24 protein-coding genes and 1 pseudogene are annotated in these 23,745 nt (G+C 45.4%); 22 read left to right on the forward strand and 3 right to left on the reverse strand.

Annotated features, from left to right (window positions below):
* The first annotated feature begins 51 nt into the window (after positions 1-51).
* The 9 genes and pseudogenes from ACH33_RS06540 to ltrA all read left to right on the forward strand — a co-directional run bounded on the left by ACH33_RS06540 (position 52) and on the right by ltrA (position 9,331).
* A complete protein-coding gene (locus tag ACH33_RS06540) occupies positions 52-651 on the forward strand; it encodes a hypothetical protein (RefSeq protein WP_057898280.1) in 600 nt (199 codons plus the stop codon).
* A 132-nt stretch (positions 652-783) separates the two neighbouring features.
* Positions 784-2,292, forward strand: coding sequence for a leucyl aminopeptidase (locus ACH33_RS06545; protein WP_057898281.1), 1,509 nt, complete (start codon positions 784-786; stop codon positions 2,290-2,292).
* Between the two features lie 195 nt (positions 2,293-2,487).
* Positions 2,488-2,994 (forward strand): DUF4446 family protein, encoded by a 507-nt coding sequence (locus ACH33_RS06550; RefSeq protein ID WP_057898282.1) that lies wholly within the window; start codon positions 2,488-2,490, stop codon positions 2,992-2,994.
* A 178-nt stretch (positions 2,995-3,172) separates the two neighbouring features.
* The gene (speD, locus tag ACH33_RS06555) at positions 3,173-3,574 is read left to right on the forward strand and encodes an adenosylmethionine decarboxylase (RefSeq protein WP_057898283.1); all 402 of its coding nucleotides are present in this window, start codon (positions 3,173-3,175) and stop codon (positions 3,572-3,574) included.
* Between the two features lie 114 nt (positions 3,575-3,688).
* Complete coding sequence (locus tag ACH33_RS06560) at positions 3,689-3,946, forward strand: YlaH-like family protein (protein WP_057898284.1); 258 nt, start codon at positions 3,689-3,691, stop codon at positions 3,944-3,946.
* A 184-nt stretch (positions 3,947-4,130) separates the two neighbouring features.
* On the forward strand, positions 4,131-4,406 hold the full coding sequence (locus ACH33_RS06565) for a hypothetical protein (RefSeq protein WP_057898285.1): 276 nt from the start codon (positions 4,131-4,133) through the stop codon (positions 4,404-4,406).
* Positions 4,407-4,505: 99 nt separating this feature from the next.
* On the forward strand, positions 4,506-6,635 hold the full coding sequence (locus tag ACH33_RS06570) for a sigma-54-dependent Fis family transcriptional regulator (protein ID WP_057898286.1): 2,130 nt from the start codon (positions 4,506-4,508) through the stop codon (positions 6,633-6,635).
* A gap of 513 nt (positions 6,636-7,148) precedes the next feature.
* On the forward strand, positions 7,149-7,604 hold the full coding sequence (locus tag ACH33_RS06575; protein WP_057898287.1) for a pyridoxamine 5'-phosphate oxidase family protein: 456 nt from the start codon (positions 7,149-7,151) through the stop codon (positions 7,602-7,604).
* A gap of 580 nt (positions 7,605-8,184) precedes the next feature.
* Positions 8,185-9,331: pseudogene (gene ltrA / locus ACH33_RS06580) on the forward strand (group II intron reverse transcriptase/maturase).
* Between the two features lie 72 nt (positions 9,332-9,403).
* Here ltrA and ACH33_RS06585 read toward each other — a convergent pair.
* The gene (locus tag ACH33_RS06585) at positions 9,404-9,928 is read right to left on the reverse strand and encodes a YhcN/YlaJ family sporulation lipoprotein (protein ID WP_057900273.1); all 525 of its coding nucleotides are present in this window, start codon (positions 9,926-9,928) and stop codon (positions 9,404-9,406) included.
* Positions 9,929-10,195: 267 nt separating this feature from the next.
* Here ACH33_RS06585 and ACH33_RS06590 point away from each other — a divergent pair, with 267 nt between their 5' ends.
* The 4 genes from ACH33_RS06590 (at position 10,196) to ACH33_RS06605 (ending at position 14,444) form a co-directional block, all read left to right on the forward strand.
* The gene (locus ACH33_RS06590; protein WP_057898288.1) at positions 10,196-11,530 is read left to right on the forward strand and encodes a PhoH family protein; all 1,335 of its coding nucleotides are present in this window, start codon (positions 10,196-10,198) and stop codon (positions 11,528-11,530) included.
* A 103-nt stretch (positions 11,531-11,633) separates the two neighbouring features.
* Positions 11,634-12,269, forward strand: coding sequence for an MBL fold metallo-hydrolase (locus ACH33_RS06595; RefSeq protein ID WP_057898289.1), 636 nt, complete (start codon positions 11,634-11,636; stop codon positions 12,267-12,269).
* A 166-nt stretch (positions 12,270-12,435) separates the two neighbouring features.
* Positions 12,436-12,609 carry a cbb3-type cytochrome oxidase assembly protein gene (locus ACH33_RS06600; RefSeq protein ID WP_204244858.1) on the forward strand — a complete coding sequence of 58 codons (174 nt, stop codon included), beginning with the start codon at positions 12,436-12,438 and terminating at the stop codon, positions 12,607-12,609.
* 683 nt (positions 12,610-13,292) lie between these two features.
* Complete coding sequence (locus ACH33_RS06605; RefSeq protein WP_057898291.1) at positions 13,293-14,444, forward strand: class I SAM-dependent methyltransferase; 1,152 nt, start codon at positions 13,293-13,295, stop codon at positions 14,442-14,444.
* Positions 14,445-14,496: 52 nt separating this feature from the next.
* Here ACH33_RS06605 and ACH33_RS06610 read toward each other — a convergent pair whose 3' ends face one another.
* Both ACH33_RS06610 and ACH33_RS06615 read right to left on the reverse strand, forming a co-directional pair.
* Positions 14,497-14,784, reverse strand: coding sequence for a DUF2626 family protein (locus ACH33_RS06610; RefSeq protein WP_082705934.1), 288 nt, complete (start codon positions 14,782-14,784; stop codon positions 14,497-14,499).
* Between the two features lie 102 nt (positions 14,785-14,886).
* Complete coding sequence (locus ACH33_RS06615) at positions 14,887-15,591, reverse strand: helix-turn-helix transcriptional regulator (protein ID WP_057898292.1); 705 nt, start codon at positions 15,589-15,591, stop codon at positions 14,887-14,889.
* Positions 15,592-15,822: 231 nt separating this feature from the next.
* Here ACH33_RS06615 and ACH33_RS06620 point away from each other — a divergent pair, with 231 nt between their 5' ends.
* The 9 genes from ACH33_RS06620 (at position 15,823) to ACH33_RS06660 (ending at position 23,705) form a co-directional block, all read left to right on the forward strand.
* Positions 15,823-16,179, forward strand: coding sequence for a Spx/MgsR family RNA polymerase-binding regulatory protein (locus tag ACH33_RS06620; RefSeq protein WP_057898293.1), 357 nt, complete (start codon positions 15,823-15,825; stop codon positions 16,177-16,179).
* Between the two features lie 97 nt (positions 16,180-16,276).
* Complete coding sequence (locus ACH33_RS06625; protein WP_409338413.1) at positions 16,277-17,161, forward strand: 5'-3' exonuclease; 885 nt, start codon at positions 16,277-16,279, stop codon at positions 17,159-17,161.
* A gap of 19 nt (positions 17,162-17,180) precedes the next feature.
* A complete protein-coding gene (locus ACH33_RS06630) occupies positions 17,181-17,942 on the forward strand; it encodes an enoyl-CoA hydratase/isomerase family protein (protein ID WP_057898294.1) in 762 nt (253 codons plus the stop codon).
* A 139-nt stretch (positions 17,943-18,081) separates the two neighbouring features.
* A complete protein-coding gene (locus tag ACH33_RS06635; protein ID WP_057898295.1) occupies positions 18,082-18,747 on the forward strand; it encodes an RsfA family transcriptional regulator in 666 nt (221 codons plus the stop codon).
* A 168-nt stretch (positions 18,748-18,915) separates the two neighbouring features.
* A complete protein-coding gene (locus ACH33_RS06640) occupies positions 18,916-20,262 on the forward strand; it encodes an acetyl-CoA carboxylase biotin carboxylase subunit (RefSeq protein ID WP_057900275.1) in 1,347 nt (448 codons plus the stop codon).
* A 20-nt stretch (positions 20,263-20,282) separates the two neighbouring features.
* Positions 20,283-20,498 (forward strand): acetyl-CoA carboxylase biotin carboxyl carrier protein subunit, encoded by a 216-nt coding sequence (locus ACH33_RS06645; RefSeq protein ID WP_057898296.1) that lies wholly within the window; start codon positions 20,283-20,285, stop codon positions 20,496-20,498.
* A 12-nt stretch (positions 20,499-20,510) separates the two neighbouring features.
* Positions 20,511-21,473, forward strand: coding sequence for a hydroxymethylglutaryl-CoA lyase (locus ACH33_RS06650; protein ID WP_082705935.1), 963 nt, complete (start codon positions 20,511-20,513; stop codon positions 21,471-21,473).
* Entirely contained in the window at positions 21,424-22,980 is a 1,557-nt protein-coding gene (locus ACH33_RS06655; protein ID WP_057898297.1) for an acyl-CoA carboxylase subunit beta, read from the forward strand. The genes ACH33_RS06650 and ACH33_RS06655 overlap by 50 nt, the downstream gene beginning before the upstream one ends.
* 137 nt (positions 22,981-23,117) lie before the next feature.
* Positions 23,118-23,705 (forward strand): TetR/AcrR family transcriptional regulator, encoded by a 588-nt coding sequence (locus ACH33_RS06660; RefSeq protein WP_057898298.1) that lies wholly within the window; start codon positions 23,118-23,120, stop codon positions 23,703-23,705.
* Positions 23,706-23,745 lie beyond the last annotated feature (40 nt).

The following is a 23,745-nucleotide window of genomic DNA, read 5'->3' on the forward strand; positions in this document are numbered from 1 at the left end:
TAAACATAATAAATTAAATATTTTGAAAATTCTACGAATGGAGGGGTAGTTGTGCACACATTTGAACAGATTGAGTACAGCGACGTAGCTTTATGGTTTAACGAAGAGCAGATACACGAACTTGTGGCACATATCGTCGAAGCAGGTATGAGCATCGCATGGAAAGAAACGAAGAAATACTTTACCCTCTCCGTCCGGACAGAACATAAAACTCATTGGTTAACGTTTCGTAAGGTGGGCGCGCGCTATCGTTTGCGCGATCGCCATTATAATATTTCCGATCCGCGCTTTGAAAAGATTTTGCAGTATTTTATTGAACAGGTGAAAGGGCATGCGGTAGTGAAAATCTTCTTCGGAGGACAGCTTGTCATTCAAAAAATTCGCTATGGAGAAGCGGAACAAATTATAAAAATTTCCGGTGCTTCTAAAGAGGTTATTTTCGAGAAGGAGTGTTCTGTCTCGATGGAAGAAGTAATGGCAGTGCTTTGTCGGCGCGATGCTGAAGAAAGGATTCCGGTGCTGACGCTTGAAATTGACTATGAATTGGCGGTGCTGCATGAAGCGATGGAAGCGGGAGATGAAGAGACGATTGCAGCTTGCAAGCAAAAGCTCAGCAAGCTTCATCAGGAAATGGTGATGCTAGAAGTATAATTGTAAAGGAAAGCAGGAAATAGTTTTTCCATGGAGAAATAAGTAAAGCATACTTCACCCGGAGTATGCTTTTTTGCATTTTGGATATCGCATACTAACAGAGAAGACATTTTGACTTGCGGAGGGTAGAGCATGAAAGTAAAAATCTCAAAAGAAACAATTTCTTCCATCGCTACGGATTGTTTGATTGTGACATATTGTGAGGATCAAGACACGGTGAAGGGATACGCGAAAATTGTCGACACCGCGCTTGAACACCGTATTTCGCTACTGATTGCGGAAAAAGAAATCCGTGGAACCTTCGGGGAAGTAACATTGCTGCATAACTGGGGCAAGATTCCGGCCAAGCGGACGCTTGTCCTTGGTTTGGGTAAAGAAAAGGAATTAACAGTGGCTAAAGTGCGCGACGCGATTGGAATCGCTGCCCGTTACGCCCAGAAGCGCGGAGTTAAAAACATTACATTTGGTGTATCGAATTATTATGTCGAGAAGCAACTCTGGAATGCAGTCGATATTGTGCAAAATGTTGTGGAAGGCGTTGCGCTTGGAACGTACACCTTCGCAGGTTATAAAAAGCGTGAGGAGCAGCCTTTCGTTATCGAAGAGTTTATCTTAGGAGTAGACGAAAAGATGGAACAAAGCGCGATCCAAGCTGGACTCGACAGGGCGGACGTCGCGGCGTATGCGACGAATCTGGCGCGTGATTTGGTAAATGAGCCAGGAAATAAAATGACGCCAGCAATCTTAGCGGAGCGTGCGCGCGAAGTGGCACATCGTCGAAATTTAGAAATTAAAGTGCTGGATCGAGAAGAGTTAGAAGAGCTTGGCATGGGTGCATTGCTGGCTGTTGGTCAAGCGAGCGCCAACGCGCCTAAAATGATTGTCATGAAATATTATGGGGCGGCTGACAGCAAAGAAGTGCTCGGATACGTAGGCAAAGGTGTCACATTTGATACTGGCGGCATTCAGGTAAAACCTGATGAAGGTATGGGTGAGATGAAAACTGATATGGCGGGAGCCGCAGCTGTTATCGCCGCGATGGATGCCATTGGTGCGCTACAGCCGCATGTCAATGTAATCGCGGTGATTCCCGCATGCGAAAATATGATTTCGGGCAACAATCTGAAGCCGGCGGATGTTATCACTTCCTTTTCCGGCAAAACCATTGAGGTCGTGCATACCGATGCGGAAGGCAGACTCATTCTGGCAGATGGGGTTGCATACGCCAAGCATCTTGGCGCAACTAAACTTGTTGATGTGGCAACGCTTACCGGCTCCGTCATTTCCGCGCTTGGGCATGTCGCAACCGGCATGATCACCAATAATGAACAATGGCTTGAAGAAGTAAAGGCAGCAGCGCGCATTGCAGGCGAAAAAATGTGGCAGTTACCGAACTTTGAAGAATATCAGGAATATATCCAGAGCGAAATTGCTGATATTAAGAATGATGCGGGACGTCCAGCCGGTTGTATCCAAGGCGGCATTTTTATCGGCGCGTTTGCTGGAGATACGCCTTGGGTGCATCTTGACATTGCAGGTACAGCTACAACCGACAAGGACAGAGGTCACAATCCGACAGGAGCAACCGGCGTAGCGGTGCGCACGCTCATTCAACTGGCTATCCGCTTTGGCGGAAAATAAAGACCATAAGAAAAAAGCTTTTTCCTTTATTTAGGAGAAAGCTTTTTTCTTATGTTTCGGACAAGCTAGGTTTATTTTTGTCCGGTAAAATTGGCATAATTATTTAAATGTCGGTGATTCGGTGTAGTCATGAGGCTTTCCCTGATATAAAATAAACACGTTGTGGATTTTTTGTAGTGAAAGGATGGTATAGCCGTGGAGGTATGGTTCACGAAAGAGATCGCCATGGGCATCGTCGGTCTTTTTCTTATTATGTTCCTTCTCCTTTTCATCTGGAACATTGTACTTAGCGTAAAATTTGGACGGTTACAGAAACGGTTCCGGAGGATGGCGCAAGGCAGTTCCAAAGAAAATTTGGAGCAGATGTTAGAGAAACTGTTCGATCGTATGGAAACTCTGGAGAATTCTCAGCGGGCGGTTGAACAGTTGACAGAGAGTATGCGGGCGCGTATCCGGGAACAAAAAGGCCGGCTTGGCATTCTTCGGTTTTCTGCATTTGAAAACGAAGGAAGCGACTTAAGCTTTTCTTTCGCGCTTGTGGATGAAAATAACAACGGAATGGTCATGACAAGCATTTATGGGCGTCATGAATCCCGGGTATATGCGAAACCGGTTGAGAACGGGGCTTCATTGTACGCATTGTCCGAAGAAGAAAAGCAGGCGCTTGCGCTGGCGATAAAAAATGGGGCTAAAGACGAATAAAAAAGTATTGCATGTTTGCTTCAACCGTGTTATGTTATTTCTCGTTAAGAAAATTTGTGATTAGGAACCAGGATTCACTTAAAGGGTGGGAATGTTCATCGCTCACTCGCCCCCGTGGTGAATGACGTAGGTCCTAGAGATGTTTACAATACTCATCCTAGGAAGGGGGAGCTGGAAGATGGAATACTCAACTTTCGGCAGACACATTGCAATTGATGTTTGGGGAGTGGATTTTGAGCGTTTGAATAACGCCGAATTCCTAAAAAACCATATGGTAGAAGCGGCAGAAGCTTGCGGCGCGACCGTGTTGTCGGTGCAGGCGAAACAGTTTGAACCGCAGGGCGCGACTGTACTTGTTATGCTTTCGGAAAGCCATCTTTCGATTCATACCTATCCTGAAAAAGGCTTTGCTGCCCTAGACTGCTACACTTGCGGTGAAACAGTGGATCCGCAGATTGCTATTGATTACATGGTTTCTATTTTAAAACCGGAAAAATACTATGTGAAAAAGTTAGTTCGCGGTATGGGTGAAATGGAAATTGTAACGCCAAAAGTGAACCCGAACTACATTCATGCGTAAAAAGAGAGGTGTTTACACCTCTCTTTTTTGTATCTATGCTTTTCAGCAGTTGTTTTTTGCTGGCAGGCTGGTTTAAGATGAGAACATATATAAGTTTTCATAGGCGGGAGATATATGAAATATCCAGAATTTTTTCTTATTTTTGTATTGACGGCGGTTACATATGAACTCGGTTTCGCACAAAAGCTGCCGATTCTTAAAAAAGCGATCATTTATGTATTGCTTCTTGTTGGCGCGTTTCCGCTGACAATTTTAAACGCTATAGGATTGTCGATGATTCCAGCGTTGTGCGTGGCTGTCGCCGTGCTTGCTATCGTTCGTATTCGCAGGAAAGTCGCGAAGTCGTGGCGCGAAAAAGAATATAAGGGGTGATAGTATGCTGTGGTTAACTCCTGTTTCCTTGACACCGGACGATAAGTATTGAAAGATGAGGCGCGGAAGTTGCTGGCGGTTGTTTTCGGTATTTCCGGGCCGGTGGCCGAACGGATGTCTTACTGGCTTGAACGGGGCGATTACGTCATTCTTATAAAAGAATAGAGGGAAAGGAGAGAGTGCGATGAAGCGGTTGGAAAATGCTTTGTTTGACTATTTGCAGATAAAGGTCGTTTCCGATGCCCGGCCTGAGGATAATGCGGCAAAGAAAACAAGTGATTTTTTCTATTCCATCCTTAAGGAAGATTATAAACTTGAGGGCTTGGAAATTACAAAAGACGATACGATGTATCATATAAAATATATATCTGACGGTAAAACCAAAACACAGTTTTTCGATAGGGAAGCTGTAGAGCAATTGCTTTCGGCGATTGAAGCGGAGCCGCGTTATGGCCGGTAAGGAGAGGATACCCCTCTCCTTTTTGCTGATTTTATGATTCTCGTACATAATTAGAGTATAGAAAAGAAAGCACAGGTCGAGCAGGGAAGGAGGAAATAGATGAGAGTACGGGATTACATGACGCCCAATCCGATTGTATTGCATAAGGAAGACCCGATTAGCCGGGCGGCGTCGCTACTTTTGGAAAACCGAATTGATGGCCTGCCAGTGGTGGATGAGGCGCATAAACTTATCGGCCTTGTAACAAAATCGCACGTATTCCGAGCGATGAAAAACCATTTGCCTGAGGAAACACCGGTAGGTATACTTATGCAGACTCGGCTCGTCACATTGTATGACGATCAGCAAATTTATGAGGACTGGGATGAAGAATTGGATGCAGGTCGCCTGCCTGTTATTGACCGTTCTGGCACGTTGGTTGGCATTTTGACGCGTACCGACATTTTGCGCGCGTTCGAACACCAGACGCGGAAAACCATATCACAATTAGATGCCATTTTACAATCTACGTATCATGGCATTGTAGCTGTTGATTTAACGGGGCATGTGCTATCCATTAACCAAGCGGCTGAAAGGCTCTTGGGCATTTCGCAAAAAAATATGATCCGCACATCCATTACAGAATTAGTATCTGATAAGACATTGTTGAACCTGCTTCTTTCGCTTGAAAAACAGCATATGGTGCGGCTTGACTACGGCGGACGCAAATTGTTGATTAACCATACTCCGATTGTGACTGATGAGGGAAAAAAAATCGGAATGGCAAGCGTCATGCAGGACATTACAGAGCTTGAAGTGATTTCCCAGGAATTGACTGCCATGCAAAAGTTAAACCGTGAACTAGATACAATTATCGAGTCGTCTCATGATGGAATTGTCGTAACCGACCGGAACGGCGTCATTCGCCATTTTAATCAGGCCTTTAGTCGAATGACAGGCTTGCCGGCGTACGAAGCGATCGGTTGTAAGGAAGAAGAATTAGAGCGGCGAGGAATCATTTCCCAGGCGGTTAGCAGGTTGGTTATCGAAAAGAAAAAAAGGGTAAGCGTGATTCAGCATGCGGCGAACGGTAGCGTGCTTTTATCGACGGGAACGCCGATTTTAGACGATGAAACAGGGGAAATCCTACAGATTGTTATGAATTGTCGAGACTTAAGCCAGCTGAACCGGGTAAAAGCGGAGTTGGAAGAAGCGAAGCAGCTTTCTGAACGATACCATTCCGAGCTGGAAGTATTGCGCGCGCAGCAAATGGAAATCGAAGGAATTATTGCGGAAAGCGAAGAAATGCGTAACATTCTGCAGATGTGTATCCGCATCGCCCCGGTTGATACGTCCATTTTGATTCTCGGAGAATCAGGCGTTGGAAAGGGGGTGCTTGCCAAGCTGATTCATCAGCGGAGCGATCGGGGACGCGGCCCGTTCATTTCCATCAATTGTGGCGCGATTCCTAGCAATTTGTTGGAGTCGGAATTGTTCGGGTACGCATCAGGCGCTTTTACGGGGGCACAGCAGAAAGGTAAGCCCGGCCTCATTGAACTTGCAGATGGAGGCACACTATTTTTGGACGAAATCGGAGACCTGCCACTTGATCTTCAAGTAAAATTGTTGACGGTGTTGCAGGAAAAACATGTTACCCGCATTGGGGATGTGAAGGAAAGGGCCGTCGATTTTCGGTTAATTGCCGCAACAAACGCTAATTTGCTGGAACGAGTACAGACAGGAACGTTTCGGGAAGATTTGTATTACCGGATTAATGTTGTTCCCATCGAAGTGCCGCCGTTGCGTAAGCGACGGGAGGATTTGTTCCCGATGATCCGGTATTTCTTGAACAAGTTTAATGAAAAGCACCATACAAATAAGCGTATTTCCTATGAATCGTTGGAAGTGATGCAAGCGTATTCGTGGCCGGGCAATGTGCGGGAATTAGAAAATATCATCGAGCGCCTGGTGGTAACGACTGTAGACCCGATCATTGAAGTAAAGCATCTTCCAAAATTGATGCTTGGGGCGAATCTTGCCTCGGTCGCTTTTCCGATGGAAGAAAAGCGAGAGGTGGGCATGCATTCAAAGATGGTTCTTCATGCGGCGGATCAGGAGAGTGAAAAAGAGCGTTTGCTTGCATTGTATGAAAAATACCGCAGTACCCGAAAAGTAGCGAAAGTGCTTGGAATTCATCAATCGACAGTCGTTCGCAGGTTGAATAAGTACGGGGTTCAGCAGAAAAAGTGATGCATATGCATCGGTGATGCGAGGATTGATGCAAAAGTTGATGCATATGCATCAATTTTCTAAGAACAAAGTGCGCAAAATGTGCTAAAAAAGCTTGGGGTGGAATTTGGCATTGAATTTGCATTATTATAAAAAGTATAGAGGATGAATAAATAAACTATCGCAAGTTTTACTGGAGAGAACTATATTATATACATTATTATTCAATCAAAAAAGTGTCGCGGTGGGAAACTTATACAATATAAACAATAAAACATAATTAAAGATAAAAAACGGAGAAAGTCACCCCGTCAAGAGAGTGGAGAGTAACCCAAGTGAACGGTATATATCTTGCGATAGTTTATTTTCATCTAAAATCGCATAGGCTCCCCCTGCCTCTAAGCGAGCACTAGTGTAGGAGGGGAGTGACTTTCACCATTTTCAGCGATCATACTGCTTTCCAATTGGCTGTTGAGGATACGTTTCTACGCAGTGTACAATAAAAGTATCCTCATGTCCAAGGAGGTTTTGCTTATGGCAGAAGTTGTGGCGCAATCTTTAAGCCAGGAATTGCTTTCACTGCTTCAGGGTGAGCGGTTTGTCATGCTTTCCACGATCAGCAAACAATCCGGCGCTCCGTATGTAAGCGCAATTTCGTGGGTGTATGCGCCGGAAGTATCTACTATTTTGTTTGCTGTGAACAGCAAATCAGTGATCGTTGAAAACATTCAGCATAATCATCTAGTTACGCTGAGTGTGTTTGCTGAGGGTTCCGTATATTCGATTCATGGGCGCGCGCGGATTAAAGCGGATCGTATGGAAAATGTCCCGCTTAAGCTTACGATGGTGGAGATTACCATTGAGGAAGTGCGTGATGTTATGTTTTATGGCTCGCGTATTGCCATTGAGCCGCGTTATGAGAAGACGTATGATACGCGCGCAGCGGAAAAATTGGATAAACAGGTTATGCAAGCGCTTAAAAATGCCTAGTCGTATGACTAGGCATTTTGTTGTGTGTGCCCGGCATGGGCGTCATCTCTAGGGTTCAAGTCCCGAGTGGCGAAGGCAGTAGTAGCCATTAGCTTGTGGCAAGGGTGTCGACCGTGAGGTCGAATCTGAAGGAAGCCGGCGGCAAACCTCCGGCCTGAGGAACACGAATCTCATATAAGGCCAGCGTTCGTTGGATGAGCCTGCACAACAAGGCGAAGTCCATACTGCCGAAGGCGAGCGAAGGTAAATGAGGCAGGTAGATGGAGGGGAAGATGGCGCTCTTACCCGGGGAGATCTGTCTGATAGGCCGAGTATCCTCGGTAACCTCATTCGCGAGAATGAGTTGAACAGACAGAAGTCAGCAGAGGTCATAGTACATGCCATGTGACGACATGACATGGAAGGGCCGAACATTATGGAGAACGAAAGACCAGGCGTTCGAAGACACGCGATGAAGGCAGACAATCCGTATGGACTTATCCGAAGGAGGATGTGGTGAATTCCACGGGGGACTTCGGAAGGGCAGAGTGTGCCTTCGGCACAAATGGAACCTTTCGCTCACGCAAGGAGTGTACGTTCAATGATGGAACAATTGTTAGCACGGGACAATCTCTTACGTGCCTTGAAACAGGTAGAACGAAATAAAGGAAGTCATGGTGTGGACGGTATGTCCGTAAAATCCCTACGTAGATATATCATGGACCACTGGCATGACATTCGTCGTTCCATTGAGGCGGGAACTTATGAACCGAGGCCTGTCCGTCGCGTCGAAATCCCGAAGCCGAACGGAGGAGTCCGACAGTTAGGTATCCCTACCGTGCTCGACCGTTTCATCCAACAGGTAATTGCACAGATACTTACCCCTGTGTTTGACCCTTATTTTTCCGAACATAGTTATGGATTCCGCCCCTCACGGCGCGGACATGACGCGGTACGAAAAGCAAAGCAATACATTCAGCAAGGCTATCGATGGGTAGTTGACCTTGAACTTGAAAAGTTCTTTGACCGTGTCCATCATGACCGACTGATGGCAAGAATCGCGGAGAAAATAGAAGATAAGAAGCTTCTCCTGCTTATCCGTCGTTTCCTCCAATCTGGCATTATGGTGAACGGTGTAGTTCTTAATCCTACAGAGGGAACACCGCAAGGTGGCCCACTGAGTCCGCTTCTCTCCAATATTGTATTGGATGAATTGGATAAAGAACTTGAAAAGCGGGGACATAAATTTGTTCGCTACGCGGATGACTGTAATATCTACGTACGAACCCACAAAGCAGGTGAACGGGTGAAACAGTCTGTCACTGCCTTTATCAAAGGGAAGCTAAAATTGAAGGTCAATCAAGAAAAGAGTGCTGTTGACCGACCATGGAAACGCAAGTTTCTCGGTTTCAGTTTTACTTCTCTCCTTGAACCAAAGATTCGCATTGCAAAACAGTCACTACAGCGGGTGAAGCAGAAAATCCGTCAGATTACATCTCGACGCATGGGTGCGCAGGCGACTGCGTATGTGTTTGTGGAAAGAGTGGAAACTTCCCCGAACAAAAGTGAAAAGGCTTCTCGCTTTAGGCGTGCCTAGAGGAAAAGCCTATGAGTGGGGAAATTCCCGTAAGGGATACTGGCGTATCGCCAAAAGCCCTGTTTTACATCGGACTCTTGATAAACGATTCTTCGAATCGTATCAACTTAAGAGTCTAAAAGAACGATATCACGCCTTGCGGCGTACATAATGAACCGCCGTATACCGAACGGTACGTACGGTGGTGTGAGAGGACGGGGGCTAGTCACCCCCTCCTACTCGATTATTGCTTGGTGCTTCGCAGCTGATTGCGTTCTAGAAGACGAGGCGGCGCTTGCGGAACGATACGGCCAGCGATATCGGCCAGTTCCTCTGCGAATCCCGCAATCGGACGGCCGCGGCGAATGTCCGCGTTTATTTCCTTAAGCCGCTGTACGATATCCGGGTCAGCGGTAATCAAAGCTCTCGCTCCCTGGGGATCTTCCCTAAGGGATTCCGCTACCGAATATTTAATGGTACCGACTCGCGAGCGATCAAGCCTGGCATCGACATCGATGCCGACGATGGCTACCTTACCAAATACAACAGCGGTGGCACTGTTTACTTTTGGCACGCTGGAAGCGAGTTTCACCAGTCTATCCGCGGTTGCTTTGGCATTTTGCGGTTGCTTCGGTTTCGGTGCTGTTTGTTGCACACGCTGGGTTCCATTGCTTTGTGGAGCGGGTTTAGGGCTTGCCTTTTTATTTGCACTGCATCCGGCAAATATAAGAGCAAGGACAATGAGTGGCAAGAGCAAACGTTCTTTCATCTTGTCACATCCTTTCCGGTATTGAAATGCATAAGCTTTATGCGTAGTGTTTCGCAAACCGAAAGGAGTCATACATGATTTTTCCTTCTAGAATATTTTTGTGACATACACTAACAACAAATCTCCGTAAACCATAAAGTAAAGTAAAGCGAATGTATTAACGGTTGCACTTTATTTGTACTTGCAAACAAAAAAGCTTTCAGCAAGCGTTTTTTATGCGTTTGCCGCTGGATAGCATCCATATATATTGCCTTGGGAGGCGAGACATTGAAAAAAATCTATGTCTTAGATACGAATGTATTGTTGCAGGATCCGCTGGCGATTTTTTCGTTTCAGGATAACGATGTTGTATTACCAGCCGTGGTATTGGAAGAGGTGGATTCGAAAAAAAGGTTGATGGATGAAATAGGAAGGAACGCGCGACATGTAGCCAGGTTGCTGGATGAACTGAGGGTGAAAGGACAACTGCACAATGGAGTCATGATGGAAAATGGCGGCCGTTTACGGGTGGAATTAAACCATCGCTCTTTTGCCAGGATGCAGGAGTTATTTCACGATATGACGAATGACAATCGGATTCTTGCAGTGGCTATGAATCTACATGATGAAGAACAGCAAAAACAGCATCCACGGCCCGTGATTTTAGTGTCAAAAGACGCATTGCTGCGGGTAAAAGCCGATGCGATTGGACTTGTGGCGGAAGATTTTTTATCCGACCGTGTGGTGCATGAGTTCTCCAGTCTCTATAAAGGATATACGATCATCAATGTTCCTGTTGATATTATTCAAAAATTTTACAGCATGCCCCTGTTTGAAATTCAAAATTTTCTTCCCGGTCGCTCTTTTTTGCCAAATGAGTTCCTGATCTTGAAAGATGAACTGGGATCATCGGCATCGGCCATCGGGCGGGTCAGCGGTGACAGAAAGTATTTGCTTCCTCTAGTGTTTGGTGACGAATTTGTTTGGGGAGTCAAAGCGCGTAACGCTCAGCAGAAAATGGCGATGGAATTGCTATTAAACAAAGAGATACCGCTTGTAACCCTTACTGGTAAGGCTGGTACAGGCAAAACGCTGCTCTCGCTTGCTGCTGGTTTGATGCAAACGGAAGATGAACACGCATACAAAAAATTGCTAGTAGCAAGACCCATTGTGCCGCTTGGCAAAGACATCGGCTATTTGCCGGGTGAAAAAGAAGAGAAGCTTCGTCCTTGGATGCAGCCGATTTATGATAACCTGGAGTATTTGTTTAACACGAAACAGTCGCGGGATTTGGATAAAATTTTGGCGGGTCTTGGAAGTATTCAGGTGGAGGCGTTGACGTATATTCGCGGACGCAGCATCCCCGAGCAGTTTATCATTATTGACGAAGCACAGAATTTAACAAAGCATGAAGTAAAAACAATTTTGACAAGGGTTGGAGAAAACAGCAAGATCATCCTGATGGGTGACCCGCAGCAAATTGACCATCCGTATCTTGATGAAGTAAACAACGGGCTGACGTATGTGGTAGAAATATTTAAAACCGAGAAAATGTCGGGACACATTACATTGCATAAAGGTGAACGGTCTTTGCTGGCGCAACTCGCGGCCGACTTGCTATAAGAGAATGGTAAAAGCTCTATCCGCTTCCGGGTAGAGCTTTTGCTTTTCGTTTTATGGAGAAAGATGTTACACTAAAAAAAAACAAGAAGAGGGGGAGTTTTGATTGCGTATTTATACTTTTCCGTTAGGACCGCTGCAAACGAACTGTTATATTATCGCCAACGAAGAAACAAACGAAGCGATTATTATTGATGCGGGGATGCATCCAGGCTCGTTGCTTGACAAAGCGTCCGAATACAAAGTGCGGGCGATTTTGATGACGCATGCTCATTTTGACCATATGGGCGGATTGGATGAAATCCGGAAGAAAACCGGTGCCCCTGTATATATTCACCCGAATGAGCAGGAATGGCTGCAAAATCCGGATTTAAACGGTTCTTCACACTGGCCGATGGTCGGAGATGCAATGAGGACAGAACGGGCGGAATACGAACTTGCAGACGGAGATGTTCTGGATTTGGCCGGTATGAGCATACGTGTGTTGGAGACGCCGGGACATACGCCAGGTGGAGTATCTTTTCTGATTGGTGAGCATTTATTTAGCGGGGATACGCTGTTTGCCCATTCCATTGGCAGGACCGATTTGCCGGGCGGAAACTACGGGCAACTGATTCGCAGTATTCAGGAGAAGCTCATGCCGCTTCCCGAAGAAACGCATGTATACCCGGGGCACGGGCCTGAGACTACTATCGGATTTGAGAAAATGCATAATCCGTTTATTGCTGGAACGTTACGGTAATACTAGGATTGTCACATACTTTTCACACTAGTGTTGTGTTACATTTCCACAAAAGGCACGAACATTGCTAAACTAAAAGATAGAAGGGCTTGGAAGAATGAGGATATTCATGGATGTTTGGTGATTTACTGTCAAGAAAGGGAATGGTGAAAGAATGTTGTTGGGAATGTCCATCGGAACATGGATTTTACTCATCACTATGGTTTGCTTCTCCGGCTCCGCCCTGCTGATCTGGTATGCTGCCAAAACAAGCGGACAGTTTGACGATGTAGAAGGCGTAAAGTATCGAATGCTTGAAGAAGAGTCCGCTGTGGATGCGCCAATTGATGCAAAGCGTTGAAAAAGCATACTTGCCTGAGTATGCTTTTTTTTGTCGTATAAGAAAGGATATGTTACTTTATCACTATAAAGTAACATATCCTTTCTTTCTATGAGTAAACGGGGAAACACTTGCAAGGCGTGTGCCAAACGTTGCCTTTTTCCATGAGGAGCGTGTGGCACTTTTATGTATTACCATATGTACGCATAGAAAGACAATAAGTCATCTATATTTTATTTGGAAACTTGTCATTTTTCTAACAAAAATCTCATGCCATGTTATAATGAATTAAGAAAAAGGAAAACACCACCTTGGGGTATAGGTGGTGTTTTAGGGGGAGGATTAGAATTTAGAGTTAAACTACTAATAGGGTGGGGCACTGCCCCTGGGTTTTACATATGGGATGTTAATTAAATGATAAATCTCTTTTTAAACTATGTCAATAGTGTTAAGTAGTAATTTGTTTTTTGTTGCTCTCAGCATCATTTTTTTAATAAACTAACTACCAGGATGAATGAATATTCTTTATAGCATGAGTTTTCGTGCCGTATCATCTATAACATACACTCTTGTTTTAGCTCTCACTTTTTCTACGTGAAAATTTATAGCTACTTTTACATCGTTTGATTTATTAAAGTCTATAAATTCTTTTATGGAAAAAGTGGTGGAAGGATTTACGAATATAAGGGGAAGAAAGAATCATTATGAATGTTATATCAGTTATCAAAGATAAAATACGAAATGCGCCAGAAAAAATGATTCCGTTCCGCACATATATGGAATATGCGCTCTATCATCCACAAAGCGGCTATTATCAGCGTTATAATCAAAAAATTGGGAAAAAAGGGGATTTTTACACCAATGTTTCCGTTGGCTCGGTGTATGGTGAAGTGATGGCCGATGTCATTTGGGAGATGATTGTGAAACTTCCGGATGATAGGCCGCGAGCGATTGTGGAGATAGGAGGCGGTACGGGACAACTAAGCGCCCAGATTCTTCATTATTTTAAGGAGAAGTGTCTTCTTCCGCTGCAAAACATTACCTATATCATGATTGAGTCAAGCAACTATCACCGTCGTTTACAGAAAGAAACGCTGGAAACGTTTCGGGATATGGTAGAAATAAGATGGTATGAAAGTATGGCGCAGGCAAAAAAAGAGATTCCAGAATTGCGAGGTGTGTTGTTTTCAAACGAGCTTGCTGATGCATTTCCTGTTCATCTTATTGAATATAGAGATGGAGAGTGGCAAGAGGTATATGTAACAGAAAATAAAAACAGCACACAAAAATTCAGCGAAAAACTGGGCCCGCTTTCGGTTCCGGAATTGGGTGTCTATATTAAAAGAGAAAACATCCCGTCTCTTGAAGGATATCGTACGGAAGTGAACTTGGCGGCTTTGCAATGGATGATAGAAATGGCGGAATGGCTTACGCAGGGATACGTTTTGACTGTGGATTATGGATACGAACGGAAGATATTATATGCACCTTCAAGAAATGCGGGCACATTGCTTTGTTACCGAGCTCATACCGTAAGCGAGAACCCGTATAAATATCCGGGAGAGTGCGATATGACTTCTCATGTGAATTTTTCTGCACTGATGGACGCAGGGATGCTTCATGGGTTGGAAACGATAGGATTTTATTCGCAGCAGCAATTCTTAATTCAAGCGGGGATTTTGACGCGTCTTCAAGGACACGCGGGCGGTGATCCGTTTGCCAGCAAAGCAGCGAAACGAAACCGCGCTATTCGTCAGCTAATTATGCCTGAAGGTATGGGACAGGCGTTCTGCGTGCTTATTCAAGCGAAAAAGACCGATCATAAGCTTGCATGTTGCCGTCCGTGGGATTTTTGAAATAAACAAAAAACGGAGGGGGGCATCAAAACTCCGCTCCGTTTTCGACGTGTTACAGAAATGAAACGACAGTATTTATCGCTGCGCTTGCATGGACCTCATCCAGATTTTTCTGATAATTACCGAAGGTTGCATAGAACATAAACCCAGTAAACGCTAACAATAAATAAGTCATGAAAATAATCATGTATGTTTTTTCAGACAAATCAACGTAGCTGAGAGCTAAGAACATCCCTGTTTGTGCAAAGAATAAGAGCGCCATTGTTTGCAGTCCACCCCATAACCCCATTAAAGCAATCACCAGGCAAAAAAACGCAAGTACACGGTACATGCGTGCCATCCTCATTCCCCTCCTTATAGCTACAATATGGATAATCTATGAAATATTATAATCCAGCAGTAAAGGACTGTAAACGTGAAGGTTTGTCTATCGAATAAACCCTTAGGACAGGCGAAGCATTGTATAGTCGCAGGACTTGCACCCTACCAGCATGGAATTTTCTTCGATTAAAGAAATATTTTTACCGAAATACGTTTCAAAAATTCCTAATAGTAACGCATGATGCATACGACAAATGCTTTCTGGATGATTAATGGCCGCTTCTTTAAATGTGCAGTTGAATACGCGGAAGCGGAGATTTTGCCCGTCGGTGAGTTCGATTTCAGGGTGTAATCCTTGCGCTACCACGAGGCGCTGAATGGAAGCGATTTTTTCCTCTATGTTCATTTCGGTAATGCTCACGCGTTCTTTTTCGATGGCCTGTCTCGCTGCCTCATGCCCGAATTTGCGGCCCATTTCATAAAGAGCTTTCTGCCCTTCTTCTCCTAAAGTTACGAGCGTTTCTATGGCGATGTTGGCAAGTAACTGATAATCCCGCGGTGGGAATTGTAGGCTAATCATCTGATCGGATAGCGAGTAAAGACGACTTGGACGGCCGCCTTTTCCAGTTTTTTCGGAGGTGGAAGTAAGCAGATTGACGTCCTCTAATTTTGTTAGATGGAGTCGCGCGACATTTGGGTGAATATCAAATTGTTCAGCAATTTCCTGAACGGTAACGGTTCCATGCTTGGATACGATATATTGATAAATGGAAAAGCGAGTAGGATCGGCGAGCACGCTTGTTAGCTTCAAAGTTTCGTTGTCCATCGAGTATTCCCCCCTCTTTATTTTTTTAAATATCTGGGGTTAATTATAGTATAAATAGAGAAAGCGGTAAATGAAACTTTTGTAAACACTATTGACATAGAATTAAACACAATAATATAATTAAGTTAACTAACAAGAATGGGAATTTTTATTATTTTATCACTTTACATTTTTAATCAGCTATATATTTTTATATAAATTGTGAAATTGTGAACAAGGAGATGACCGGGGATGAGTGGGCACTTGACATTCTATACTTATCCAAGCTGTACGTCTTGTCGTAAAGCGAAAGCGTTCTTGAAAGAGAATGGAATTCCATACGATGAACGCCATTTATTTAAAAATCCTCCTTCGGTTGAAGAATTGTTAGAAATTATCAAAATGACAAACAACGGAACGGATGATATTCTTTCTACACGCAGCCGAAAATTTAAAGAGTTAGATAAAAATATCGAAGAGATGACCGTTTCGGAACTGTTGGAAATGGTAAGCGAAGAGCCGAGATTGTTGCGCCGTCCGATTATTTTTGACGGTGAAAATCTGATTATTGGATATAACCGCAACGCGATGCAAGAATTGCTGGCATAGAGTACGGAACTTATATAACAGACGATAGAAGCGAAGAAAGCCGACGGCAGAATGCCTGTCGGTTTTTTGTGTTACAATACAGAGGGAGGAGATAGGATTGAAACAGAATAAAGCACTGCTTGTCGATGGCATGAGTCTTCTGTTTCGCGGGTATTACGCGATGGCGAACCGAGGGCCGATGCGCGCAAAGAACGGGTATCCAACGAACGCTGTATATGGTTTTATGCAATATTTTTTTGACGCGATCATGACTTTTGAACCGACACATGTCGTTTGCTGTTGGGATATGGGGGCGAAAACGTTTCGTAACGAGAAGTTTGCAGGATACAAAGCGAACCGTAGCGAAGCACCTGATGATTTGTTGCCGCAGTTCGACCTTGTAAAAGAAATGATTGCTTCCCTTAATGTACCGAATGTCGGGGTGCCCGGATATGAAGCAGATGATGTTATCGGCTCCATTAGTCATACGTTTGCTAAGCAGGGCGCGCAAGCAATAATACTGACCGGAGATCATGATACACTTCAGCTAGTTGAAGAAAATGTGCACGTGGCAATTATGAAAAAAGGATTGTCCAATTATAAAGTGTACACGCTGGAAGCACTCCGTGCAGAAAAAGGTTTAAGCCCGGTACAAATGATCGATGTCAAAGGATTGATGGGAGACGCCTCGGACAATTATCCGGGCGTGAAAGGTATCGGGGAGAAAACAGCCATTAAACTTATTACTAAATATGGAACGATTGAGAATCTTTTGTCGAATATGGACGATTTAACGCCAGGATTGCGCAAGAAAATTATCGAGAGCTTGGACATGCTGCATCTTTCTCGCGAACTTGCCACGATCGTTTGTGATGTTGATCATAAGATAACGCTGGATACATGCGTATGGTGCGTGGACGTAGAACAGGCGCGCGAAAAATTCGAAGAATATGAGATTCACCGTCTGTTGAACAGGCTGGTTGAATATACTACCAACGCGTAATTTAATGGAGGGAGAGAGGATGAATACGATTTTAGTAGACAGACAGGGCGGCATTGCTCTGGTAACATTGAACCGTCCGGAGGTGCGCAATGCCATCAGTTTTGAAATGGTAGAAGAATTGGATAAATGTTTGGATGAATTGGCGGTTGACCGGGAAGTTAAGGTTGTGATCTTCACAGGTTCTGGAGATAAAGCCTTTGTTTCTGGCGGTGATTTGGATCAGTTTTTGTCCGTACGCACGAAAGACAAGTCCCATCCGATGTTGATGCGGGTGGCGCGCCTCTTGAGCAAAATCGACCGCTATCCAAAGCCGACGATCGCGATGATAAATGGGGCGGCGATCGGAGGTGGTTGCGAGTTCGCCGTTGCTTGCCGCTTTCGTATGGCTAGTGACAGGGCAAGGATGGGATTTGTACAAATTGGCATGCATATTATTACCGGATGGGGCAGTGGAACGCGTCTTATGAAGAAGATTGGAACGAATCGTGCGCTGGCGTTACTTTTAACTGGGGAGATGTTCGATGCAGCGTACGGTAAGGAAGTTGGGTTTATCGATCGCGTATTTCCGCATGAAAAGTTACGTGAAGAAGTGTTTGGGTTCGCTGCTAAGATTGCGGAGAAGCCATTATGCAGCATCGAGGCGTATATGAAAGTAGCGAAAATGGTGGATTCAGGTCTGGAAAGCGACGTATGCATTGAAGAGGAAATTGATTTGTGCTCTTCGTTATGGGGCTCGGACGCGCATTATGGAATTGTTCAGAAATTTTTGCGAAAAAAATAAGAAAGTATTATTCTCTCCGTTTAAAGATGTCTTGGACTGGACATACTATTTTAGTAGAAAGTCAGTCTATGAACTCTAGCAAGTGCATAAAGATAGTGATAACAAAGTAAATTGCTAAATAAACGGAGGGATTTGCAATATGACAGCAACACGTCAAGACGCTTGGACGCCGGATGATGATTTGGTGTTGGCTGAAGTGACATTGCGCCATATTCGTGAAGGAAGTACTCAATTATCCGCATTTGAAGAAGTGGGTGAACGGTTGAATAGAACGGCGGCAGCTTGCGGCTTCCGCTGGAACAGTACTGTGCGCAAACGTTACGAGGACGCGATTCAAATTGCGAAAGCGCATCGCCAGGAACGGAAAAAGGCAAAACGCAAGCTGAAGTCAGTCGCTGTTTCTGCGGAAGCACAGACAAGTCTAGCAAATGGGGCTTCTGCCATAGAAGGAAGCACAGGCATCATGCGTACGCAGGAATTAGAAGAGGAGATTTCGTTTGATATTGTTATCCGTTTTTTACGCAATCAGAAAGAAGCATTCAAGCGGGTGAAGCAATTAGAAAAAGAAGTGGTGGAAAGCCGTAAGAAAATCGAAGAATTACGCGCTGAAAACGATAGTCTAAAAGAAGAATTGAACCTTATGAAATCGGACTACCAGATTGTAAACGACGATTATAAAGCGCTTATTCAAATTATGGATCGCGCCCGCAAGATGGCGTTCCTTGGCGATAATGAAGATATTGATGCAAAGCCACGCTTTAAAATGGATGCCAATGGTAATTTAGAGCGTGTAGACTACAGGTAAATACTTGAAAAGCAAGAGGCGAACCGGCCAAACATTGCGGTTGGAGTGGGCCTCTTTTTTTTATGGTAAAAATTTTGAAAGTTAAAAGGTTTTTGCAAATATTTGTAGAAAGTAATATAACAGTCGTTTATTTTTACATACCATGCATGAAAGGGTGAGCAAATGGAAATCAAAACGATCCTTATTGCAAACCGTGGAGAGATTGCCCGCCGGATTATTCGGACGTGCAAAGCGAAAGGAATTCGCACGATAGCGGTTCATTCGGAAGCGGATGCCTCTATGCCTTTTGTGCGTGAAGCTGATGCGGCCGCCCTAATCGGTCCTGCGCCTGTTGCGCAAAGTTATTTAAATATGGATGCGATTTTGCAAACGGCGAAAGAACACGAAGCGGACGCCATCCATCCGGGTTACGGTTTGTTGTCAGAGAACGGGCGTTTCGCCAGAAGATGCGTGGAAGAGGGAATCGTGTTTATCGGGCCACGCGCGGAAGTCATGGAGGAGATGGGGGATAAAATTCGCGCACGTGCCAAAATGATGCAAGCAGGCGTGCCGGTTGTGCCAGGTTATAATGGAAACATTCCGGATGCGGAAGAAGCTTGCCGTATTGCCTCGGAGATCGGCTATCCGGTAATGCTGAAGGCGAGCGCGGGTGGCGGAGGCATCGGTATGCAGATTTGCCGGGATGACGAAGAAGTTAGAAAAGCATTCCAATCCGCTAAAGGACGGGCGAAAGCATACTTTGGCAACGATGATATATTTATTGAAAAATATGTGGACAATCCACACCATATTGAAGTGCAGATTGCTGGTGATGAGCATGGAAATATTGTACATTTGTTTGAACGAGAATGCTCGATTCAGCGTCGCCATCAGAAAGTGATTGAAGAAAGTCCTTCTCCGTTCCTTGATGAGACAACGCGGTACCTGATTTGTGATGCGGCTGTACGCGCGGCGCAAGCGGTCAACTATACAGGCGTCGGTACGGTCGAATTTATTATGAACGGCGACAAGGAATTTTTCTTCTTGGAGATGAATACTCGCCTTCAAGTCGAGCATCCGGTTACCGAAGCGGTAACGGGACTTGATTTGGTGGAGTTGCAGCTTGCGATTGCGGAAGGGAAAGCGCTCTCATTTTCCCAGAAAGAGGTGAAACAGCAGGGACATGCGATGGAGTTTAGGGTGTATGCAGAAGACCCGATAACGTTTATGCCATCTCCCGGCACAATTTCACGTTATGTGCAGCCTGAGGGGGAAGGGATTCGTGTTGATGATGCGGTCGAATCGGGGTCTGTCATTACACCATTCTATGATCCGATGATAGGCAAATTGATTGTAAGCGGAAATACGCGGCAAGAAGTGATAGAACGGGCGCAGGACGCGTTAGCGCAGTATGTAATTGAAGGAATTAAGACGAATTTGCCGCTACTTTCTGGAGTGTTGCGTGACGAGGAATTTGTAGCAGGCGTGTATACGACGCAGTTTGTGCAGCAAATGAAACGGACAACAAATAAATAGAAGGAGAAGGATGGTAGATTATGAAACAAGTGATAGCAAACATGGCGGGTACGGTCATCAGTGTCCTTGTAAATACAGGGGACGAAGTGCAGGCAGGTAGTGATGTGGTGATGATTGAATCGATGAAAATGGAAGTTCCAGTGGCAGCCGAAGTGTCTGGCAAAGTGAAGGTTGTCAAGGTGAACCCCGGCGATTTTGTCAATGAGGGAGATGTGCTCATTGAATTAGAAGGGTAAGGAGGGGAAAACGTGAAAGATCAGGTTACCCTTTTTGAAGTCGGCCCACGCGATGGGCTACAGAATGAAAAAACGGTCATTTCTACTTCTGACAAGGTTGAACTGATTGAGCGATTAGTCAGATCAGGTCTTCGTAAAGTGGAGGCGACTTCGTTCGTGAATCCGAAATGGATTCCACAGCTGGCGGATGCCGTAGAGGTGTTAAACCGAGTACGTATACATGACGACGTTGTATACAGCGCGCTCGTCCCAAATCTAAAAGGACTGGAGCGCGCGTGCAAGACCGGTATCAAAGAAATCGCGGTGTTTATGTCCGCAAGCGAATCCCATAACAAAAGCAATATTAACAAGTCTATCGCAGAGACATTTCCTGTGCTTCAGGAGGTGGTCGAAGCAGCTACGGCCAAAGGGATGGACGTACGTGGATACGTATCGACGGCTTTTGGTTGCCCGTATGAAGGGGAGATTTCGCTTACGGCAGTTGCTCATGTGACGGAACAGCTGCTGAAAATGGGCGTATACGAGGTGTCCATTGGAGACACGATTGGTGTAGGTACGCCTAAGCAGGTAAAAGAGCGATTCACTTCGTTGATTGGACAATTTGGAAGCGATAAGTTAGCTGGTCATTTTCACGATACGCGCGGCATGGGGCTTGCAAATGTATATGCGGCGCTGGAAGCGGGCATTCGCACGTTTGATAGTTCCATTGGCGGATTGGGCGGTTGCCCGTATGCGCCGGGCGCTTCCGGCAACATTTCTACGGAAGATGTTGTTTACATGCTGCATGGTATGGGACTGAATACAGGCGTAGACTTGGAGAAGCTTGTGGAGGCGGGGGAATTCATGGAACGGGTTTTGGGTCGAGAGCTGCCTTCACGCGTGTTGCAGGTGATGAAAAAGACAGGCAAGGAAGGAGAATGCGGCAATGAGCGATACACAGCAGGCAAATCAAACATTGGAACAGACGCTTCATGAGCGAATCGAACAAATTCAACGGGGCGGAGCGGAGAAATACCATGCGAAGAATAAAGAGCAAAATAAACTGTTTGTACGCGATCGGCTGAAGTTGTTATTTGATGACGATTTTCAGCTTGAGGATGGCTTGTTTGCCAATTTCATGGCGGGGGATTTGCCGGCGGACGGTGTCGTAACAGCCATGGGTAAAGTAAACGGCCAGACAGTTTGTGTTATGGCAAATGATTCAACCGTTAAGGCAGGTTCATGGGGGGCTCGTACGGTTGAAAAAATCATTCGTATTCAGGAGACGGCGGAGAAATTGCGCGTGCCAATGATATATCTTGTGGATTCCGCAGGTGCGCGCATCACGGATCAGATTGAAATGTTCCCGGGCCGTCGTGGAGCTGGCCGCATTTTTTACAATCAGGTAAAATTATCCGGTATGATACCGCAGGTGTGTGTTTTGTTCGGGCCTTCTGCGGCCGGCGGTGCGTATATTCCAGCATTCTGCGATATCGTAATTATGGTGGAAGGTAATGCCAGCATGTATCTCGGTTCGCCGCGTATGGCGGAAATGGTAATCGGTGAGAAAGTGACGCTGGAAGAAATGGGTGGAGCCCGTATGCATTGCTCGGTGAGTGGTTGCGGTGACGTGCTTGCCTCTTCGGAGCAGGAGGCGATCGCATCTGCGCGCAGATACTTGTCCTACTTCCCTGCTAATTATCAGGAGAAGCCTCCGGTAGAAGAGGCGAGGCCTCCAAGAACAGGAGTCCGCAGCGTGGAAGAAATCGTGCCGACCAATCAGAACGCGCCGTTTAATATGTATGAATTGATTGAAGCAATTGTGGACGAAGGTTCTTTTTATGAAATAAAAAAATTGTTTGCGGCAGAACTTATTACCGGATTGGCCCGTATGAACGGCAAACCGGTGGGCATTATCGCCAATCAGCCGCGCGTTAAGGGCGGCGTTTTGTTCGTTGACTCGGCTGACAAAGCGGCGCGCTTTATCAACTTGTGCGACGCGTTCGGCATTCCGCTTATTTTTCTTGCCGATGTACCTGGCTTTATGATCGGCACGAAAGTAGAACGCGCGGGAATTATCCGTCACGGGGCAAAGATGATTTCCGCGATGTCCGAAGCCACTGTGCCAAAAATCTCGATCATTGTGCGCAAAGCGTATGGTGCTGGATTGTACGCGATGGCGGGACCCGCGTTTGAACCGGATTGCTGCCTTGCGCTGCCAACCGCCCAGATCGCTGTTATGGGACCGGAAGCGGCGGTGAACGCGGTGTATAGCAACAAAATTAATGGTATCGAAGACCCGAAAGAGCGCCAGGCGTTCATTATGGAGAAACGTAAAGAGTATCAGCAGGATATTGATATTTATCGTCTTGCGTCGGAACTTATTATTGATGGTATTGTGGAAGGAAGCCGCCTGCGCGAGGAACTGATTGACCGTCTTGCCGCTTACAGTAGTAAGCAGCTTACGTTCTCACATCGCAAACATCCGGTGTATCCGGTGTAAGCGGGGTGGGGAGTAAAGCGGCACCTCCGCCCTTCTTTTCATTTCATACTGAGGATTGGTACTTTGCTCCCGGCGTTTTCTGATGTGTACGAATGTGCTATGATGGAACATAACGATAGCAATTGAGGAGCGGGAGTATGAATCGGTCTTTTCAGCAGCGGATTTTAGAGGCTGCACATAAAGTTTTCATCGAAAATGGGTATCGTCAGTCCGACATGCGATCCATCGCCAGAGAAGCAGGAATCGCCGTCGGTACGATTTATAACTATTATCCGAATAAAGCGGTACTGTATCAGGAGATTCTTACTGGGCAGTGGAGCGAATTGGAGCAGGCTATTTTCCGGATGACATGCGACAGAGAACTGGAACCGCTTTTGAGACTGCACAATATTACAGATTGTTTGCTTAAATTCGTATCGCAACACTCCAGTTTTTGGCGGGAAATTATGGAAGACTCGAAACGCGAAGCAGAATTGCCGGATGAAGGACATAAAGCCCAGATTCAGGCGTTTGAACAGTTGAAAAAGCATTTGCGCCGCTTGTTTTCCGAAATGGTAACCGACGATTCAGCTTGGATTGAGCGCCACGTACTGACGTATATTGCCGCGGTCACACATATCGGTGTGTTTTTTCCGGATCAATTAGATATGAACCGAGAATATGTGACTGAACTGGTTCAACATATCGTTCAGTTAACGGAAAAGAAAAACTGCGACACTATATAGTACAAATAAAAAAGCGAAGCAAAAAAAGAACTGCATAGAA

The sequence above is a fragment of the Aneurinibacillus sp. XH2 genome, from assembly GCF_001439585.2.
Classification (GTDB): Bacteria; Bacillota; Bacilli; order Aneurinibacillales; family Aneurinibacillaceae; genus Aneurinibacillus; species Aneurinibacillus thermoaerophilus.

Coding starts and splice junctions, on each gene's coding strand:
- ACH33_RS06600 (WP_204244858.1), top strand. CDS start 12,436: ATGTCCATCGGAACATGGATTTTACTCATCACTATGGTTTGCTTCTCC.
- ACH33_RS06545 (WP_057898281.1), top strand. CDS start 784: ATGAAAGTAAAAATCTCAAAAGAAACAATTTCTTCCATCGCTACGGAT.
- ACH33_RS06565 (WP_057898285.1), top strand. CDS start 4,131: ATGAAGCGGTTGGAAAATGCTTTGTTTGACTATTTGCAGATAAAGGTC.
- ACH33_RS06620 (WP_057898293.1), top strand. CDS start 15,823: ATGAGTGGGCACTTGACATTCTATACTTATCCAAGCTGTACGTCTTGT.
- ACH33_RS06655 (WP_057898297.1), top strand. CDS start 21,424: ATGAGCGATACACAGCAGGCAAATCAAACATTGGAACAGACGCTTCAT.
- ACH33_RS06575 (WP_057898287.1), top strand. CDS start 7,149: ATGGCAGAAGTTGTGGCGCAATCTTTAAGCCAGGAATTGCTTTCACTG.
- ACH33_RS06585 (WP_057900273.1), bottom strand. CDS start 9,928: ATGAAAGAACGTTTGCTCTTGCCACTCATTGTCCTTGCTCTTATATTT.
- ACH33_RS06610 (WP_082705934.1), bottom strand. CDS start 14,784: ATGGCACGCATGTACCGTGTACTTGCGTTTTTTTGCCTGGTGATTGCT.
- ACH33_RS06660 (WP_057898298.1), top strand. CDS start 23,118: ATGAATCGGTCTTTTCAGCAGCGGATTTTAGAGGCTGCACATAAAGTT.
- speD (WP_057898283.1), top strand. CDS start 3,173: ATGGAATACTCAACTTTCGGCAGACACATTGCAATTGATGTTTGGGGA.
- ACH33_RS06635 (WP_057898295.1), top strand. CDS start 18,082: ATGACAGCAACACGTCAAGACGCTTGGACGCCGGATGATGATTTGGTG.
- ACH33_RS06605 (WP_057898291.1), top strand. CDS start 13,293: ATGAATGTTATATCAGTTATCAAAGATAAAATACGAAATGCGCCAGAA.
- ACH33_RS06570 (WP_057898286.1), top strand. CDS start 4,506: ATGAGAGTACGGGATTACATGACGCCCAATCCGATTGTATTGCATAAG.
- ACH33_RS06560 (WP_057898284.1), top strand. CDS start 3,689: ATGAAATATCCAGAATTTTTTCTTATTTTTGTATTGACGGCGGTTACA.
- ACH33_RS06615 (WP_057898292.1), bottom strand. CDS start 15,591: ATGGACAACGAAACTTTGAAGCTAACAAGCGTGCTCGCCGATCCTACT.
- ACH33_RS06645 (WP_057898296.1), top strand. CDS start 20,283: ATGAAACAAGTGATAGCAAACATGGCGGGTACGGTCATCAGTGTCCTT.
- ACH33_RS06630 (WP_057898294.1), top strand. CDS start 17,181: ATGAATACGATTTTAGTAGACAGACAGGGCGGCATTGCTCTGGTAACA.